The 14,893-nt window shown below is 66.8% G+C and carries 11 protein-coding genes; 2 read left to right on the plus strand and 9 right to left on the minus strand.

What is annotated here, in order from left to right:
* Window positions 1-79: 79 nt before the first annotated feature.
* From ATF69_RS09645 to ATF69_RS09665, 5 genes are read right to left on the minus strand one after another with little or no spacing between them, the layout of a single operon-like run.
* Window positions 80-1,447 (minus strand): NAD(P)/FAD-dependent oxidoreductase, encoded by a 1,368-nt coding sequence (locus ATF69_RS09645; protein WP_244303691.1) that lies wholly within the window; start codon window positions 1,445-1,447, stop codon window positions 80-82.
* Window positions 1,444-1,704, minus strand: coding sequence for a 2Fe-2S iron-sulfur cluster-binding protein (locus ATF69_RS09650; RefSeq protein WP_199737542.1), 261 nt, complete (start codon window positions 1,702-1,704; stop codon window positions 1,444-1,446). Before ATF69_RS09650 ends, ATF69_RS09645 begins: the two co-directional genes overlap by 4 nt.
* A 23-nt stretch (window positions 1,705-1,727) precedes the next feature.
* Entirely contained in the window at window positions 1,728-2,843 is a 1,116-nt protein-coding gene (locus tag ATF69_RS09655; protein ID WP_146870786.1) for an NAD(P)/FAD-dependent oxidoreductase, read from the minus strand.
* A 25-nt stretch (window positions 2,844-2,868) separates the two neighbouring features.
* Window positions 2,869-3,804 carry a 4-hydroxyproline epimerase gene (locus ATF69_RS09660; RefSeq protein WP_146870787.1) on the minus strand — a complete coding sequence of 312 codons (936 nt, stop codon included), beginning with the start codon at window positions 3,802-3,804 and terminating at the stop codon, window positions 2,869-2,871.
* A gap of 34 nt (window positions 3,805-3,838) precedes the next feature.
* Window positions 3,839-4,756, minus strand: a complete 918-nt coding sequence (locus ATF69_RS09665) for a dihydrodipicolinate synthase family protein (protein WP_055398099.1) — start codon at window positions 4,754-4,756, stop codon at window positions 3,839-3,841.
* Between the two features lie 255 nt (window positions 4,757-5,011).
* On the opposite strand from ATF69_RS09665, the gene alaS reads away from it, so the two are divergent.
* Window positions 5,012-7,639: an alanine--tRNA ligase gene (alaS, locus tag ATF69_RS09670; protein WP_146870788.1), complete on the plus strand. Its 2,628-nt coding sequence runs from the start codon at window positions 5,012-5,014 to the stop codon at window positions 7,637-7,639.
* 100 nt (window positions 7,640-7,739) lie between these two features.
* Window positions 7,740-10,721: an HD domain-containing phosphohydrolase gene (locus ATF69_RS09675; protein ID WP_146870789.1), complete on the plus strand. Its 2,982-nt coding sequence runs from the start codon at window positions 7,740-7,742 to the stop codon at window positions 10,719-10,721.
* Between the two features lie 104 nt (window positions 10,722-10,825).
* Here ATF69_RS09675 and ATF69_RS09680 read toward each other — a convergent pair whose 3' ends face one another.
* Genes ATF69_RS09680 through ATF69_RS09695 form a run of 4 tightly spaced genes read right to left on the minus strand, consistent with a single transcriptional unit; the run spans window position 10,826 to window position 14,705 of the window.
* Entirely contained in the window at window positions 10,826-11,881 is a 1,056-nt protein-coding gene (locus ATF69_RS09680; protein ID WP_146870790.1) for a GGDEF domain-containing protein, read from the minus strand.
* Window positions 11,882-11,920: 39 nt separating this feature from the next.
* A complete protein-coding gene (gene trmB / locus ATF69_RS09685; RefSeq protein ID WP_146870791.1) occupies window positions 11,921-12,694 on the minus strand; it encodes a tRNA (guanosine(46)-N7)-methyltransferase TrmB in 774 nt (257 codons plus the stop codon).
* Entirely contained in the window at window positions 12,691-13,704 is a 1,014-nt protein-coding gene (gene gluQRS, locus ATF69_RS09690; protein WP_244303692.1) for a tRNA glutamyl-Q(34) synthetase GluQRS, read from the minus strand. Before gluQRS ends, trmB begins: the two co-directional genes overlap by 4 nt.
* Window positions 13,701-14,705: an NAD(P)/FAD-dependent oxidoreductase gene (locus ATF69_RS09695; protein WP_233584327.1), complete on the minus strand. Its 1,005-nt coding sequence runs from the start codon at window positions 14,703-14,705 to the stop codon at window positions 13,701-13,703. The genes gluQRS and ATF69_RS09695 overlap by 4 nt, the downstream gene beginning before the upstream one ends.
* Between the last annotated feature and the right edge of the window lie 188 nt (window positions 14,706-14,893).

Below are 14,893 nucleotides of genomic sequence, written 5' to 3' on the forward strand. Positions count from 1 at the left end.
TATTTAAAAGCAAGATGGATGCCTGCTGGGTGCGGGTAAGCCCTGAAAGGAAGGACGGGGGAAAACGGCTGCGCGCGCGTCAGCCCGAGGGAGTTGCGGGCCCGCGCTGAGCGCTGGTGGTGGGCGCGGACGTGCAGGCGGCCAGCGTGCCAATGCGTGTGGGCGCCAGCAGATGCCGTGGGGGCGCAGGCGTCCAGCCAAACAGGTGCTGTGCGGCAGCGCCGCAAATGCGCCCCTGGCACGCACCCATGCCGCAGCGGGTGTGGAGCTTGGCATCGATCCAGCCGTTGCGATCGGCCAGTGCAGCGTAGGGCACGTCTTCGCAGCGGCACACCAGGGTGCCAGGCTGCGCCAGGGTTTTGAGTGCTTCGTTCAGTGGAAAAGAAGCCTGCAACGCCTGCGCAAAGCGCTCCCAGCGTGTCAGCTGCGGGCGCAGCGCCTGGGCCTGTTGCACCTGTCCCGCTGCCACATGTCCTGCCATGGCGCCCTGAACCAGTGCACGTTCGCTGCCGCCAAAGCCGGTGGCTTCACCCGCGGCGAACACTCCGGGCGCGCTGGTGCGCATCTGTGCATCGACAGCCAGGCCCTGGCCACCGCTCAACGGCCCGCCCAATGCGCAGCCCAGCATCTGCCCCAGGTAGGTGTTGGGCACCAGCCCGAACCCGCAGGCCACGCGGTCGCAGGCCATGGTTTCTTCGGCGTGTTGCCCTTTGCGCAGCCTCACTGTTTGCACCTGCGTGGTGCCTTGGACTTCCAGCGCATGGCTGCTGGCGCGCAACTGCGGGTGAAGCAGCGTGAGGGCTTGCAACGCCTTGGCAGGCCAGCGCGGCAGTTGCGCTGCAAAGCCAGCGAGCGCGCTCCACGGCGCCTGCTCCGCCACGCGCACCACGGTGGCACCAGCTTTGTTGGCGGTGGCGGCAGCGGCCAGCAGCAGAGGGCCTGTGCCTGCAATGACGATGCGCTGGCCGCGCACGTCGAGCCCTGCCTTGATGAGGGCCTGCAAGGCGCCTGCACCCGTCACACCGGGCAACGTCCAGCCCGGAAAGGGCAGCAGCAGCTCGCGGGCTCCGGTGCACAGGATGATGCGGTGGCTGTGCTGGGTCCAGCCCCGGTCAGCGTCTTCCAGCAGCAGGGCCGGGGCCTTGTCGCTGGGTTGGGAATCACCCAGGCCCACCACGCGGGTGGCAGGCAGCAGGCGGATGTTGGTGTGCCGGGCCAGCGCCGCGCGGTGCTGTTGCGCCAGGGCGGGCAAGACCACCTGGGGGCCGTCGCGCCAGATTTGCCCACCGGGCTGCGGGTTGTCGTCCACGATGTTGATCGCTGCCCCGCTGGGCGCAGCAGCAAGGGCTGCGGCCAAACCTGCAGGGCCCGCGCCGATGATGAGGATGTCGCAGCGCTCGTGCGCCGAGTGTTGCTCGGTCATGGGTGGGGTCACGGGCTGGTTCATGGTGTGGCGCTCCCGGGTGCTGTGCCGACATCGGTGTGAATCGACATGCCCTCGGTGCAGACCGTCTGGCACGCCAGGCGGGTGCGGCCGTGGATGCGGACTCTGCATTCGTGGCACACCCCCATGCCACACAGCGGTGCCCGCGCCGCGCCGGTGACCGAGGTGCGTGTGGTGCCGGGTGTTTGCTGCGCCAGCGCGGCGGCGACGCTGGTCCCTGGGGGCACCTGCAGGGGGGTGCCATTCACCACGATGTGCACCAGGGCGGGTGTTCTGGATGCGGTCATGATGTGCTCAGGCCCGCAAAGCGGGCAGGTGCAAAGGGCGTGGGGTCGATCGCCGGGGCGCCCCCTACGATCTGGGCCGCCAGCAACTGCGCGGTGGCCGGGGCGGTGGTCACCCCCAATCCTTCATGTCCCACGGCCAGCCACACGTGCGGGTGTTCGGGGTGCGCGCCAATCAGCGGCAGGCTGTCCGGCGTGGCGGCGCGAAAACCGGTCCAGGTGCGGATGGCGTTGAGGTCGGCCAGGCCTGGCAGGTAGTCGAGTGCCCGTTGCAGCATGCGCGCCATCACGGCGTTGTTGACGGCGGGGTCGGTGGTGTCGAACTCGCGCGACGAGCCGATCAGCAACTGCCCTGTGGGCCGGGGCTGCACGTTGAAGGCCACCGAGGTACCGTCGCTGTGGTGCGCGCTGGTGATGTAGCCCAGCTCCACCAGCTGGTGGTGCACGGTGCCTGGGTAGCGGTCGGTGATGACGAGGTGGCCCTTTTTGGGGCGCAGCGGCAGGCCGGGGCACAGCTGCGGGGCGTGGATGCCGCTGGCCAGCACGATGGCGCCTGCGCTGCGCTGGCTTCCGTCGCGCAGGGTGACGGTGTGGCCGTCGATCTGCATCGCTTCAGCCTGCTCCAACACAAGGTGTCCGTGGGCTGCGGCCTGGTCCAGCAGCCACTGGGCTGCGCGCGGGGCGTAGACCACGCTATCCCCCTGCACCTTGAGCGCACCCGCCAGACCGGGGCGCAGTGCGGGTTCTGCGCGGGACAGGGCGGCCGCGTCGAGCATGTCGCAGGCGATTCCGTGTGCTTGCAGGGTGCTGCGTTTGTCATGGGCCGCCTGCAGCTCTGCATCGTTGGCGGCCAGCCAGAGCGTGCCGCAGGGCGTGAACGCACAGCCCGCATCCATGTGGGGTGCCCAGGTGTGCCAGAGGTCCAGCGATGTCTGGCTCAGCGCCAGCTCGGCAGGGTTGTCATCCATCACCACCAGATGGCCCATGCCCGCCGCCGTGGCACCGCCGAGGCGCGCATCGATGACGCGTACCGACAGCCCTGCCAACACCAGCGCATGGGCGCAGGCGGCACCCACGATGCCAGCGCCAATCACAAGGACATCGGTGTGTTGCATGGGGCGCACGTGCAGCAGGGCCGGGTTATAGCCGGATGCCCCAGCCAAAGGGGTCCTTGTCTTCAATCAGCAAAGTAGCGTCGGCGCTCATGTGCGCGCGGCCCCGCAAGGTGGGGATGACCTTGCCATCGTCCTGCAGTGTGTAGCTGGCCTCGAACTGGCTTCCGATGATGCTGGCCTGGCGCCAGAGTGCGCCCGGTGCGAGCTTGCCGTCGGCCGCCAGGCAGGCCACCTTAGCGCTGGTACCCGTGCCGCAGGGCGAGCGGTCATAGGCCTTGCCGGGACACAGCACATAGTTACGGCTGTCGGCCTGGTCGTCGTCGGCAAACAACTCGATGTGGTCAATCTCACCGCCGTTGTCGCCCCGAATGCCCTGGTCTTTGAGGGCTTGCTGCACGGCGCAGCTGTAGGCCATCAACGCCTCCAGGTTGTCGCTGGCTACACGCTGGCCATGGTCGGAGATCAGGAAGAACCAGTTGCCGCCCCAGGCCACATCGCCCACCACGCGGCCATGGCCGGGCACATCCACCGCCAGCTGGTGGTGCAGTCGGTAGGCGAGCACGTTGCGCACGCTGACCGAACCATCAGCGTGCAGGGTGGTGGTGACGGTGCCCACCGGGGTTTCGATGCGGTGCTCTCCAGGGGTGATGCGGCCCAGATAGGCGAGCGATGCGATCAGCCCGATGGTGCCGTGGCCACACATGCCCAGGTAGCCGCTGTTGTTGAAGAAGATCACGCCCGCTGCATTGGCCGGGTCTTGCGGCGCGCAGAGCAGCGCCCCCACCACCACGTCGCTGCCACGCGGCTCCAGCACAGTGGCGGTCCGCCAGGCATCGTGGCGCTCGGCCAGCAGCGCACGCCGTTCGGCCATGGTGCCGGTGCCCAGGTCCGGGAAACCGTCGATGACAAGCCGGGTCGGCTCGCCGCCCGTGTGGGAGTCGATCACGTGGATGCGTTGCATGGTGCTGTGGTGGTGGAGTAGGGCGCTCAGTGTCTCAGGCGACAGACTGGTATTTTGTAGGGCGCGTGGCCAGGGCCTTGCGCACCACACTCTCGACAAATGCGCGTTCGTCGCCCACCAGGGGCAGGCGGGGGCGGCGCATGTGTTCGGTGCCCACACCCACCAACGCATCGATGAGCTTGAGGTTCTGCACGAGCTTGTTGGACACATCCAGGTGCAGCATGGGCGTCATCCACTGGTAGAGCGGCAGCGCCTCGGCAAATTTGCCCGCTTTCATCAGGTCGTACAGCGCCACGGTTTCGCGCGGGAAGGCGCAGCCCACGCCGGCCAGCAGGCCGTCGCAGCCCAGGGCCAGGCCTTCGTAAGCCAGGTCGTCCACGCCCAGGAAGAGCTGGTAGCGGTCACCCACGGTGTTGCGCAGGTCGGTGATGCGGCGGATGTCGCCGGTGCTTTCCTTGATGGCGGCGATCCACTCGCAGTCGGCCAGCTCCACCATGTGCTCGGGTTTCAGGTCCACGCGGTAGGCCACAGGGTTGTTGTAGACCATCAGGGGGCGCTGGGCGGCACCCGCCATGGCGCGCACATTGGCCATGGCCTCGCGGGCGTCGGCCACGTAGATCACCGAGGGCATGACCATGTAGCCGGCCACGCCGAGCTTGTTGCCGCCGTCGATGTAGCGCAGGGCCTCGCGGGTGCTTGTTTCGGACACGTTGGCGAGTACGGGCACGCGGCCGTCAGCGGCTTCGAGGGCGATCTTGGCGACCTGGAGCTTTTCCTCCAGCGTGAGTGTGCTGGCTTCGCCGAGAGAACCGCAGGTGACCAGCCCGTGGATGCCGTTGCGGATCTGAAAGTCGATGTGGCGGGCTGTGCCCTCGGCGTCGATGGACTCGTCGGCGTGGAACTTGGTGGTGATGGCGGGGAAGATGCCTTGCCAGCGGGGTTGTGGGTTCACGAGGGGCTCCTTGGATCAGTGGATGGGTTGCGGTTATTAATATATTAACAAGATATTTAAAGCGCGCAAGCGGATTTTTCCGCATTCGTTGGCGCATGGAGTGGAGGCGTCAGTCCCCGCCCTGTCGCCCTCCCGCCACGGACCGCCAGACGGCAAACCTATAATGAAAGGTTGGTCCCCATAGGGGCAGCGACAGGCAGCGCGCAGGCGCGGGTCCTGCGGTCTGCCTGCTGCGTGCAACCACTCCACAACACCATGAGCACTCCCACTTTTTCTGTCGCTGACATCCGCAAGTCCTTCCTGGACTTCTTCGTCTCCAAGGGCCACACCGTGGTGCCGTCGAGCCCTCTGGTGCCTGGCAACGACCCCACGCTGATGTTCACCAACTCGGGCATGGTGCAGTTCAAGGACGTGTTCCTGGGCACCGACAAGCGCTCGTACAACCGGGCGGTGTCCGTGCAGGCCTGCCTGCGTGCGGGTGGCAAGCACAACGACCTGGAAAACGTGGGCTACACCGCGCGCCACCACACCTTCTTTGAAATGCTGGGCAACTGGTCGTTTGGCGACTACTTCAAGCGCGAATCGCTCAAGTGGGCCTGGGAGCTGTTGACCGAGGTTTACAAGCTGCCGCCAGAGCGCCTGCTGGCCACGGTCTACCGGGAGGACGACGAGGCCTACGACATCTGGACCAAGGAAATCGGCTTGCCACCCGAGCGCGTGATCCGCATCGGCGACAACAAGGGCGGCCGCTACAAGTCCGACAACTTCTGGATGATGGCCGACACCGGCCCCTGCGGCCCCTGCAGCGAAATCTTCTATGACCACGGCCCGCACATTGCAGGCGGCCCTCCCGGCAGCCCCGATGAAGACGGCGACCGCTTCATCGAGATCTGGAACAACGTGTTCATGCAGTTCAACATGGACGAGACGGGTGCCGTGACCCCGCTGCCCGCACCCTGCGTAGACACCGGCATGGGCCTGGAGCGCCTTGCAGCCATCCTGCAGCACGTGCACAGCAACTACGAGATCGACCTGTTCGACGCGCTCATCAAGGCCGCCGGCCGCGAGACCGGCGTGACGGACCTCAACAACAAGAGCCTGCGTGTGATTGCCGACCACATCCGCGCAACCGCCTTCCTGGTGAGCGATGGTGTGATCCCCAGCAACGAAGGCCGTGGCTACGTGCAGCGCCGCATCGTGCGCCGTGCCATCCGCCACGGGTACAAGCTGGGCAAGAAGACCCCGTTCTTCCACAAGCTGGTGTCCGACCTGGTGCGCCTGATGGGTGACGCCTACCCATCCCTGCGCGAGCAGGAGCAGCGCATCACCGAGGTGCTCAAGGTGGAAGAAGAGCGCTTCTTCGAAACGCTGGCCAACGGCATGGAAATTCTGGACGCGGCCCTGGACGGCGGCGCCAAGGTGCTGCCTGGCGACGTGGCGTTCAAGCTGCACGATACCTATGGCTTTCCGCTCGACCTGACCAATGACGTATGCCGCGAGCGCGACGTGGAAGTGGACGAGGCAGGCTTCAAGACCGCCATGGAAAAGCAGAAGGCCCAGGCCCGCGCTGCTGGCAAGTTCAAGATGGACAAGGCGCTGGAGTACACCGGTGCCGCCAACCAGTTCACGGGCTACGAACACCTCGCAGAGACTGCAAAAATCGTAGCAATCTATGTAGACGGTACTAGCGCTGCAGCACTGAAAGCCGGCCAAAACGGCGTGGTGGTGCTGGACACGACCCCGTTCTACGCCGAAAGCGGCGGCCAGGTGGGTGACGAAGGTGTCATCACCAGCGGCTCGGCCCGTTTTGCGGTGGGCGATACGCTCAAGATCAAGGCCGATGTGTTTGGCCACCATGGCATGCTCGAAGAGGGCACACTGAACGTGGGTGACACGGTGCAGGCCCAGGTGAACACCGCCGTGCGCGCAGCCACCGTGCGCAACCACTCGGTCACGCACATCATGCACAAGGCCCTGCGCGAAGTGCTGGGCAGCCATGTGCAGCAAAAGGGCAGCCTGGTCAATGCCGACCGCACGCGCTTCGACTTCACACACAACGGCGCCGTGACGGCGGCTGAAATCCGCGAGATCGAACGCCGTGTGAACGAAGAAATCCTGGCCAACCAGCCCACGCAAGCGCGCGTGATGGACATCGAGTCGGCCCAGAAGACCGGCGCCATGATGCTGTTTGGCGAGAAGTACGGCGAGACCGTTCGCGTGCTCGACATCGGCACCAGCCGCGAACTGTGTGGCGGCACGCACGTGCAGCGCACGGGCGACATCGGCCTGTTCAAGGTGGTGGGCGAAGGTGGCGTGGCTGCTGGCATCCGCCGCATTGAGGCCGTGACCGGCGCCAACGCACTGGCGTACTTGCAGAACCTGGAAGACACCGTGAACCAGGCCGCCAGCACCCTCAAGGCGCCGGTGGCCGAGCTCAATGGCCGCATCAGCCAGGCGCTGGACAACGCCCGCGCGCTCGAAAAGGAAGTGGCTGCCTTGAAGGGCAAGCTGGCCTCGAGCCAGGGTGACGAACTGGTGAACCAGGCGGTGGAGGTGAAGGGCCTCAAAGTGCTGGCTGCGGCGCTGCCGGGTGCCGACGCCAAGACCCTGCGCGACACCATGGACAAGCTCAAGGACAAGCTCAAGACCGCTGCCATCGTGCTGGCCGCCGTGGATGGCGACAAGGTGCAGATCGCTGCGGGCGTCACCGCCGACAGCGTGGGCAAGCTCAAGGCGGGTGAACTGGTCAACTTTGTCGCCCAGCAAGTCGGCGGCAAGGGCGGCGGCAAGCCCGACATGGCCATGGCTGGCGGCACTGACGCGTCCAAGCTGCCCGCAGCACTGGCTTCGGTGACAGGCTGGGTCACGCAGCAACTGGGCTGATGTACCGGTCACCACAGCGGCACCCGCCGCTGTGGTGTGGTAGCCATGGCTGCCAAAAAGAGGGTGACGGAACGCCAGCTTTCACCCTAAAGTGCAGCGCATGGACACCCTGCGCGACAGCCCCCAAGACCCGCCGCCGTCCGCTGTGCTTCGCGGTACGGGCGCTGCTTCGGTGGGCCAAGGCGGCCACCTGCCGTGGTGGCGCCGCATCACCATCCCCTTTGAGGTCCTGATCGCCACCGTGGTGGTCACCGCCATGCTGTTGTTGACAGCGTTGCTGGTGTACCAGGTCAGCACCAGCGCGCGCCAGGCCATCATTGCGGCGTCGGACGAGAGTGCGCAGCGCATCAGCCAGCTCATTGCAGAACGGGTACACCGCATCGTGGACCCGGCCGATGCCACCATCCGCCTGCTGGCGTTCGACCCGGTGGCCTCTGCGTCCACCCTGCCAGCGCGGCTGCGGCGCCTGCCTGTACTGGCGCGGCTGCTGGAGCAGAACCCGCTGCTGTCGGCGGTGTTCATCGGTTACCCGGACGGGCAGTTTTTGCTGGTGCGGCCGGTGCGAAACGAGGCCTTGCGGGTGCGGCTGGATGCACCGCCCAAAACGGCGTACCTGGTGCAGTCCATGGCGCGCGAGCGCGGCTTGGCGGGCATGGTGGGGCGCTGGAGTTATTACGACGCGGACCTGCGGCTGATCGATTCGGCCGTGCGCCCGGAATACCGCTACGACCCCCGCACCCGGCCTTGGTACGCCGAGGCGCTGGAGCAGAACACCCAGATCCTCACGGCACCCTATGTGTTCTTCACCACGCAGGAGGTGGGCATCACGCTGAGCCAGCCCAGCGAGGACGGGCGTGCGGTGATTGGCCTGGACGTGGCCCTGACCGACCTGGGGCATGAGATCAGTGGCCTGCGCCTGATGCCCCGCACCGAGATCGCGGTGGTGGACAAGGACGGCCGCGTGCTGGCCTATCCCGACATGTCGCGCGTGCTACTGCGTGATGGCAACACGCCGGGCCTGCGGCTACGTGCCCTAGACGATCTGGGTGTGCCCAGCCTGCATGCGCTGCAGGCGCTGGGCCTGAAAGATGGCGAGTCACGCCGCCTGCAGGCCGACGGCGAGGAATGGCTGGGCCGTTCGCTGCCGCTGGCATCGATGCGCTGGCAGGGGCTGCAGATCCTGATGGCGATTCCTACCAAAGAGCTGCTGGCCGAGGTGAACAACAACCTGCGCCAGCAGGTGTGGCTGTCGGTGTCGCTCATCGGCCTGATGCTGCCGTTGGGCTGGCTGGCCGGCCGGCGCGTGGGGCGCAGTCTATTCGGGCTGGCGTTGCAGGCCAGGGCGCTGGCGCGGTTTGATTTCCGGCGGCCCGAACGCCGGGTGTCGCCGGTGCGCGAGGTGCGCGACCTGGGGCAGGTGATGGACCGCATGTCCGACACCATCCAGGAGTTCTTGCACATCACCCACCACATCAGCGCCGAGTCGCGCACCGACCTGATGCTGTCGAGCGTGCTGTACGAGCTGGTGCGCGCGACCAGTTGCACCGGCGGTGCGGTGTACCTCGTGGACCCGCAACGCACCGGCTTGCTGCGCGCGGCCCGCCATTGCGAAGACCCGGAGCAGCAGTCGCGCTACCCCGAGCACCTGGCCATGGTGCATTTCATCAACCATACCGAGCCCCAACCTGGCGACCAGCACGAAGACGACGACGACACCGAGCCCGCGCGCGTGCTGCGGGTGCAGCTGCGCACCCGTGACGGGCAGCCCCTGGGCCTGCTGGTGCTGCGCTACATCGCGGACCAGACGCAGGACGACGCGCATTTCCGCGCGTTTGTCGAGAAGTTGTCCGGCACGCTGTCGGTGGCCATCGAGACGCGCAGCCTGATCGAAGGCCAGAAGAAGCTGCTCGATGCTGTCATCCGCCTGCTGGCCGACGCGATCGACGCCAAGAGCCCCTACACCGGTGGCCATTGCGAGCGCGTGCCGGAGCTGGCCGAGGCGCTGATGGACCGCATGTGTGCGGCCAAGGACGGTCCGTTTGCCCAGGTGGCCATGACCGATGCCGAGCGCTACGAATTCCGCCTGGGGGCCTGGTTGCATGACTGCGGCAAGGTCACCAGCCCCGAGCACATCATCGACAAGGCCACCAAGCTGGAGACGCTCTACAACCGCATTCACGAGGTGCGCATGCGCTTTGAGGTGTTGTGGCGGGACGCTGAGCTGGACTACTGGAAGCAGCATGTGTCCGGCGTGGACCCGGTGCGCCTGCAGCGCGAGCTGCTGCAGCGGCGCGAACAACTGCAGGAAGACTTTGCCTTTGTAGCCCGCTGCAACGTGGGGGGCGAATTCATGGCCGAGGCGGACATTGCCCGCCTCAAGACCGTCGGCCGCCAGATATGGCAACGGCATTTTGACGACCGCCTGGGCCTGTCGGCCGCCGAGATGCTGCGACTTTCCAGCGTGCCGGTGCGCCCCTTGCCCGCCAACGAGCCGCTGCTGGCCGACCGGCCCGAGCACATCGTGCCCTGGGGCACACGCAAGCCGCCGGTGGAGGCGGGCAACCCCGCCAATCGCTGGGGCTTTGACATGGTGTTGCCGCCCTACGAGGCGCACCTGGGCGAATTGCACAACCTGTCCATCCAGCGGGGTACGCTCACTGCCGAAGACCGCTTCAAGATCAACGACCACATCGTGCAGACCATCATCATGCTCAGCGGTCTGCCGTTTCCGCCGCACCTGGCGCGCGTGCCGTCGATTGCCGGGTCCCACCATGAAAAGCTGGACGGCACCGGCTACCCCCGGCGCCTGAAGGCGCCCGAGCTGACGCTGGCCGACCGGGTGATGACCCTGGCCGACATCTTTGAGGCGCTGACTGCGGCCGACCGGCCCTACAAGCCACCCAAGACCTTGTCCGAGTCGCTCAAGATCATGACCCACATGGTGCGCGAGCGTCACATCGATGCCGAGGTGTTTCGCTTCTTCCTGACCAGCGGCGTGTGGCGCGACTACGCAGAGCGCTTTCTGACACCTGCGCAGCGCGACGAGGTCAATGTGGAGGCCATTCTGGCGTCGCTGGGCTGAGAGGGGAAAGGCGCCCTACGGTGGACGATGGAGCGCTACGTTCTTGCCCGGACCAGCCTTGTCGCAGCGGACAGCGGGCCATATGGCCATGGGGCCCGGCCCGGTCAGAACAGCTCGACGTCGTCGTTGGCGACCTTGGTCGCCAGTTGACCGCTGGCCACCAGATCGTCATAGAAGCAGACCTGGTTGCGGCCATGTTCCTTGGCGTAGTAAAGCGCCTGGTCGGCCTGGCCCAGAATCTCTACGGGCGAGCCGCGCGTGGTGCTCACAAAGCCCAGGCTCACCGTGACCTGGCCCACCTGCGGGAAGTGGTACTCCTGCACGGCCAGCCGGAAGCGGTTGAACACCTTGTGGGCGGTGCTCAGCGTGGTGGAGCGCAGCAGCACCACAAACTCTTCGCCGCCAAAGCGGAAGATGCGGTCATGGCTGCGGAAAGAGCTGCGCAGGATGTTGGCGATCAGGATCAGCACCTCGTCGCCATACAGGTGGCCGAACCGGTCGTTGACCTGCTTGAAGTGGTCGATGTCCACCACCGCCAGCCATTGCTGCAGGGGCTCGTTGTCGCTGGCCACTGCGGTTTCCTCGGCCGCAAAGGACTCGGTAACGGCGCCCTTACGGCTGGCCAGCCCGCTCATGGTGTAGCGGGAGAACTGCTCGTCAAACGTCTTGCGGTTGAACAGGCCAGTGAGCGCATCGCGCTCGCTGTAGTCGAGCAGGCTCTGGTAGTTCTGGTACACCTGAAACACGCCCATGAGCACGTCAAGCTTGTGGGCCGAGAACGGGCGCGACTGGGTGATCTCCAGGCAGGTACTGACCTTGTCGTGCATCCACACCGGCAGCCAGAGCACATGGCGGCCCCGGCGGGGCGAGGCCAGGGCGCTTTCGCCACGGCTGTCCACGCAGTCCCGCAGCGCGGGGTATTGGTCCAGCGGCTCGCGGCGGGGGTCTGCGGCGGCTTCGGAGTCGGTGGACACGAGCTGGCCGTTGTCCACCCAGGTACGGGGCCGCACATGGGGCACGCCACCGTCCGTGAACAGCTCCAGGGCCCGCACCTCGATGATGCTGCTGAGCTTTTGCAGCGTGGACAGCACCGACACCTCGAGCCGCAGGTGGTCGCGGTGGCCAGTCATCTCCACCAGGTTTTGCAGGATGGGTTTCATAGGCGGTGTGGTGCGGGCCGATCGGGGCATGTCGTGGGGTCAGTTACGGCGCACAAACACCACGTCCCACACCCCATGGCCCAGTCGCAGCCCACGGTTTTCGAATTTGGTCAGCGGGCGGTAGTCGGGTTGCGGTGCAAAGCCGTCTGCGGTGTTTTGCAGCAGGGGTTCGGCGCTCAGCACCTGCAGCATTTGCTCGGCGTAGGGCTGCCAGTCGGTGGCGCAATGCAGGTAGCCGCCGGGCTTGAGGCGTGCAGCCAGCTTGGCCACCAGCGGGGGCTGGATCAGGCGGCGCTTGTTGTGCTTTTTCTTGTGCCAGGGGTCGGGGAAGAAGATGTGCACACCGTCGAGGACGCCGGGCGGCAGCATGTGGTCGATCACCTCCACGGCGTCGTGCTGCAGGATGCGGATGTTGGTCAGCCCTTGTTCGCCAATGCGCTTGAGCAGGGCGCCCACGCCGGGCTCATGCACCTCGCAGCACAGAAAGTTGTCGTCAGGCCGCACGCGGGCGATATGGGCCGTGGCCTCGCCCATGCCAAAGCCGATCTCCAGCACCAGCGGCGCACTGCGGCCGAAGGCGGCGGTGGCGTCCAGCGGGGCGGGGGTGTAGGGCAGCACAAAACGCGGGCCGAAGTCCTCAAAGGCCTTGGCCTGGCCCGTGGTGGTGCGGCCGGCGCGGCGCACAAAGCTCTTGATGGTTTTGGGGTGGGTCACACCGGCGGGGGCAGAGCCCTGCACGGCGGGCGCTGTAGGGACGGCGGCTGCGGCAGGCGCAGCACTGGCGGGGGCGGAAGCTGTGGTCAATTCGGTCACGGTGGGCCATTGTAGTTTCGTCGCCACGCCGCCACCCACTGTGCCAGTGCGTCGGGTATGCAAATGTTGTGCAGATTTGCCACAGCGGGCAGGCCCAGTGCCAGCGCGGCTTGCGACAGGGCCACCACCGGGTTCTGCAGTTCCAGCGCCTGCGCGCCGTTTTGTTTGGAGAGTTTTTCGCCGTTGTCCCCGCACACCAGGGGGGTGTGCAGGTAGCGCGGTGTGGGCACCCCCAGGGCCTGCTGCAGCAGGATCTGGCGGGGCGTGTTGTCGGCCAGGTCCTCGCCCCGGACCACATCGGTGATGCCCTGGTCAGCGTCGTCCACCACTACGGCCAGCTGATAGGCCCACAGTCCGTCTGCGCGGCGCAGCACAAAGTCGCCTACGGCGTTAGCCACCTGTTGCTGCTGGCGTCCCAGGCGGCGGTCGCGCCACTGCAGCATTCCGTCTGCTACTGAATATGTAGCGCTCCAGGCATGATCCACTAGCGCAATAGGTTGTTTTGGCTTGAAGTCTGTGACATTGAAGCGCCAGGAGCGCCCCGTGCGGCCGTGCAGCCCATGGCGGCAGGTGCCGGGGTAAGGCAGCGCGGCATGCCTCTCGCGGGCATGGCCCTGGGCGGCATGGGCGTCTTCGATATCCTTGCGTGAGCAGGCGCAGGGGTAGGCATCGCCCTGTGCCACCAGCTGGTCCAGGGCACGCTGGTACAGACTGCTGCGCGCGGACTGCCACTGGGGCGGGGCATCGGGGTGCAGGCCACAGGTGGCCAGTTGCTGAAGGATGAAGGTGTCCGCCCCCGGCACGCAGCGGGGCTGGTCCACATCCTCGATGCGCACCAGCCACCGCCCGTTGTGTGCGCGTGCATCCAGCCAGCTGGCCAGCGCGGCCACCAGAGAACCCGCATGCAGCGGGCCCGTGGGAGAGGGGGCAAACCGCCCCACATAGAGCCCTTCAACGCGTACTGCGGGGCTGCCCTTGTCGTGCGGCGTTGCGCCCACGCCCCGCGTCATGCCACGGCAAGTGCCAGTTCCAGGCCCGACACAAAGGCATCTTCCAGCCGGTGCCCCAGGCACCAGTCTCCGCACGCACCCAGGCCGGCCTTGGCGTCCCACAGGTGGCTCTTGCCCAGCGGGTGGGTGGTCTGCGCATAGCGCCAGCGGCGGGTGTCGGCATGCGCGGGCTCGGCCCGGATGCCGGTGACCTCGGCAAATGCCTTGAGCAGCTTGGCCTGCACGCGGGCTTCGTCGTCTTCGAGGTGTTCTGCCGACCAGGCGGGGCTGGCCTGCACCGTCCAGCGCTCCACCACATTGCGACCCGGCTTGGACGACTCGCGCGCCAGCCAGGCAATGCGGTGGTGGGTGCTGCGCGCGGCGTTCCATTGCGGGCCCAGTGTGGTCAGGCCCGGGCGCACGGCCTGGGGGTAGGCCAGCATCAGGGTCCAGCAGGGGGCAATGGCCACCTTGGACATGGCGTCGGCCAGTGGGGAGTCGAGTCCGGAGCCGGAAATCAGGGCCTGCGCAGGCACGGAGGGCTGGGCCAGCAGCACGGCATCGAAGCCTGCGTACACGTGTTGTTCGCCACCCGCGCCTTCGGTGCGCAATTGCCAGCCTGGTGCGTTCACGGCGTCGGGTTCGATGCGGGTGACGCGGGTGTGGGTGATGAGCTGGCCTGCCTGAACCAGGGGGTCGGCCCAGGTGGTGACCAGCGACTGCATGCCCGGGCTGGCCACCCAATGGGCCTCGCGGTGGGGCAGGCCCACGGCGGCTACGCGGCCTGCAGCGTCCAGCACCTGGACCGAATTGGCGCTCCAGCGCTTGCAAATGCCGGGCACGGTGTCGATGGCGCGGGCAAAACGCGGGTCGCGCACGGTGAAATATTGGGCGCCGGCATCAAAGTTGCCAAAGGGGCTGTCGATGGTGGCGGTGCGGCCACCGGCCTGGTGGGATTTTTCGAACACCGTCACCCGGTGGCCGGCCTGGACCAGGGTGCGGGCGCAGGCAATGCCCGCCATGCCTGCGCCGATGATGGCGAAGTGGCGCTGCGGTTTGCCGGAGGGGGTGACTGGGGTGGCGGGCGCTGCGGAGGCCGCAGGGATCGGGGCGCTGGTGCGTCGGAGCCGTTTGGCGGGGAGAGGATCAGGTTTGCTCATGGGAGGCCTTTCGGTGACGGTCGGCAAAAGAAATGCGATGCAGAACCAAC

Origin of the sequence: Acidovorax delafieldii (genome assembly GCF_007993815.1) — a bacterium.
Taxonomy (GTDB): Bacteria; Pseudomonadota; Gammaproteobacteria; order Burkholderiales; family Burkholderiaceae_C; genus Acidovorax; species Acidovorax delafieldii.

Bases quoted from the DNA above. Each gene is read 5' to 3' on its own strand.
- ATF69_RS09645 (WP_244303691.1), bottom strand. From the start codon at position 1,447: ATGAACCAGCCCGTGACCCCACCCATGACCGAGCAACACTCGGCGCAC.
- ATF69_RS09655 (WP_146870786.1), bottom strand. From the start codon at position 2,843: ATGCAACACACCGATGTCCTTGTGATTGGCGCTGGCATCGTGGGTGCC.
- ATF69_RS09660 (WP_146870787.1), bottom strand. From the start codon at position 3,804: ATGCAACGCATCCACGTGATCGACTCCCACACGGGCGGCGAGCCGACC.
- alaS (WP_146870788.1), top strand. From the start codon at position 5,012: ATGAGCACTCCCACTTTTTCTGTCGCTGACATCCGCAAGTCCTTCCTG.
- ATF69_RS09675 (WP_146870789.1), top strand. From the start codon at position 7,740: ATGGACACCCTGCGCGACAGCCCCCAAGACCCGCCGCCGTCCGCTGTG.
- ATF69_RS09680 (WP_146870790.1), bottom strand. From the start codon at position 11,881: ATGAAACCCATCCTGCAAAACCTGGTGGAGATGACTGGCCACCGCGAC.
- gluQRS (WP_244303692.1), bottom strand. From the start codon at position 13,704: ATGACGCGGGGCGTGGGCGCAACGCCGCACGACAAGGGCAGCCCCGCA.
- ATF69_RS09695 (WP_233584327.1), bottom strand. From the start codon at position 14,705: ATGGCGGGCATTGCCTGCGCCCGCACCCTGGTCCAGGCCGGCCACCGG.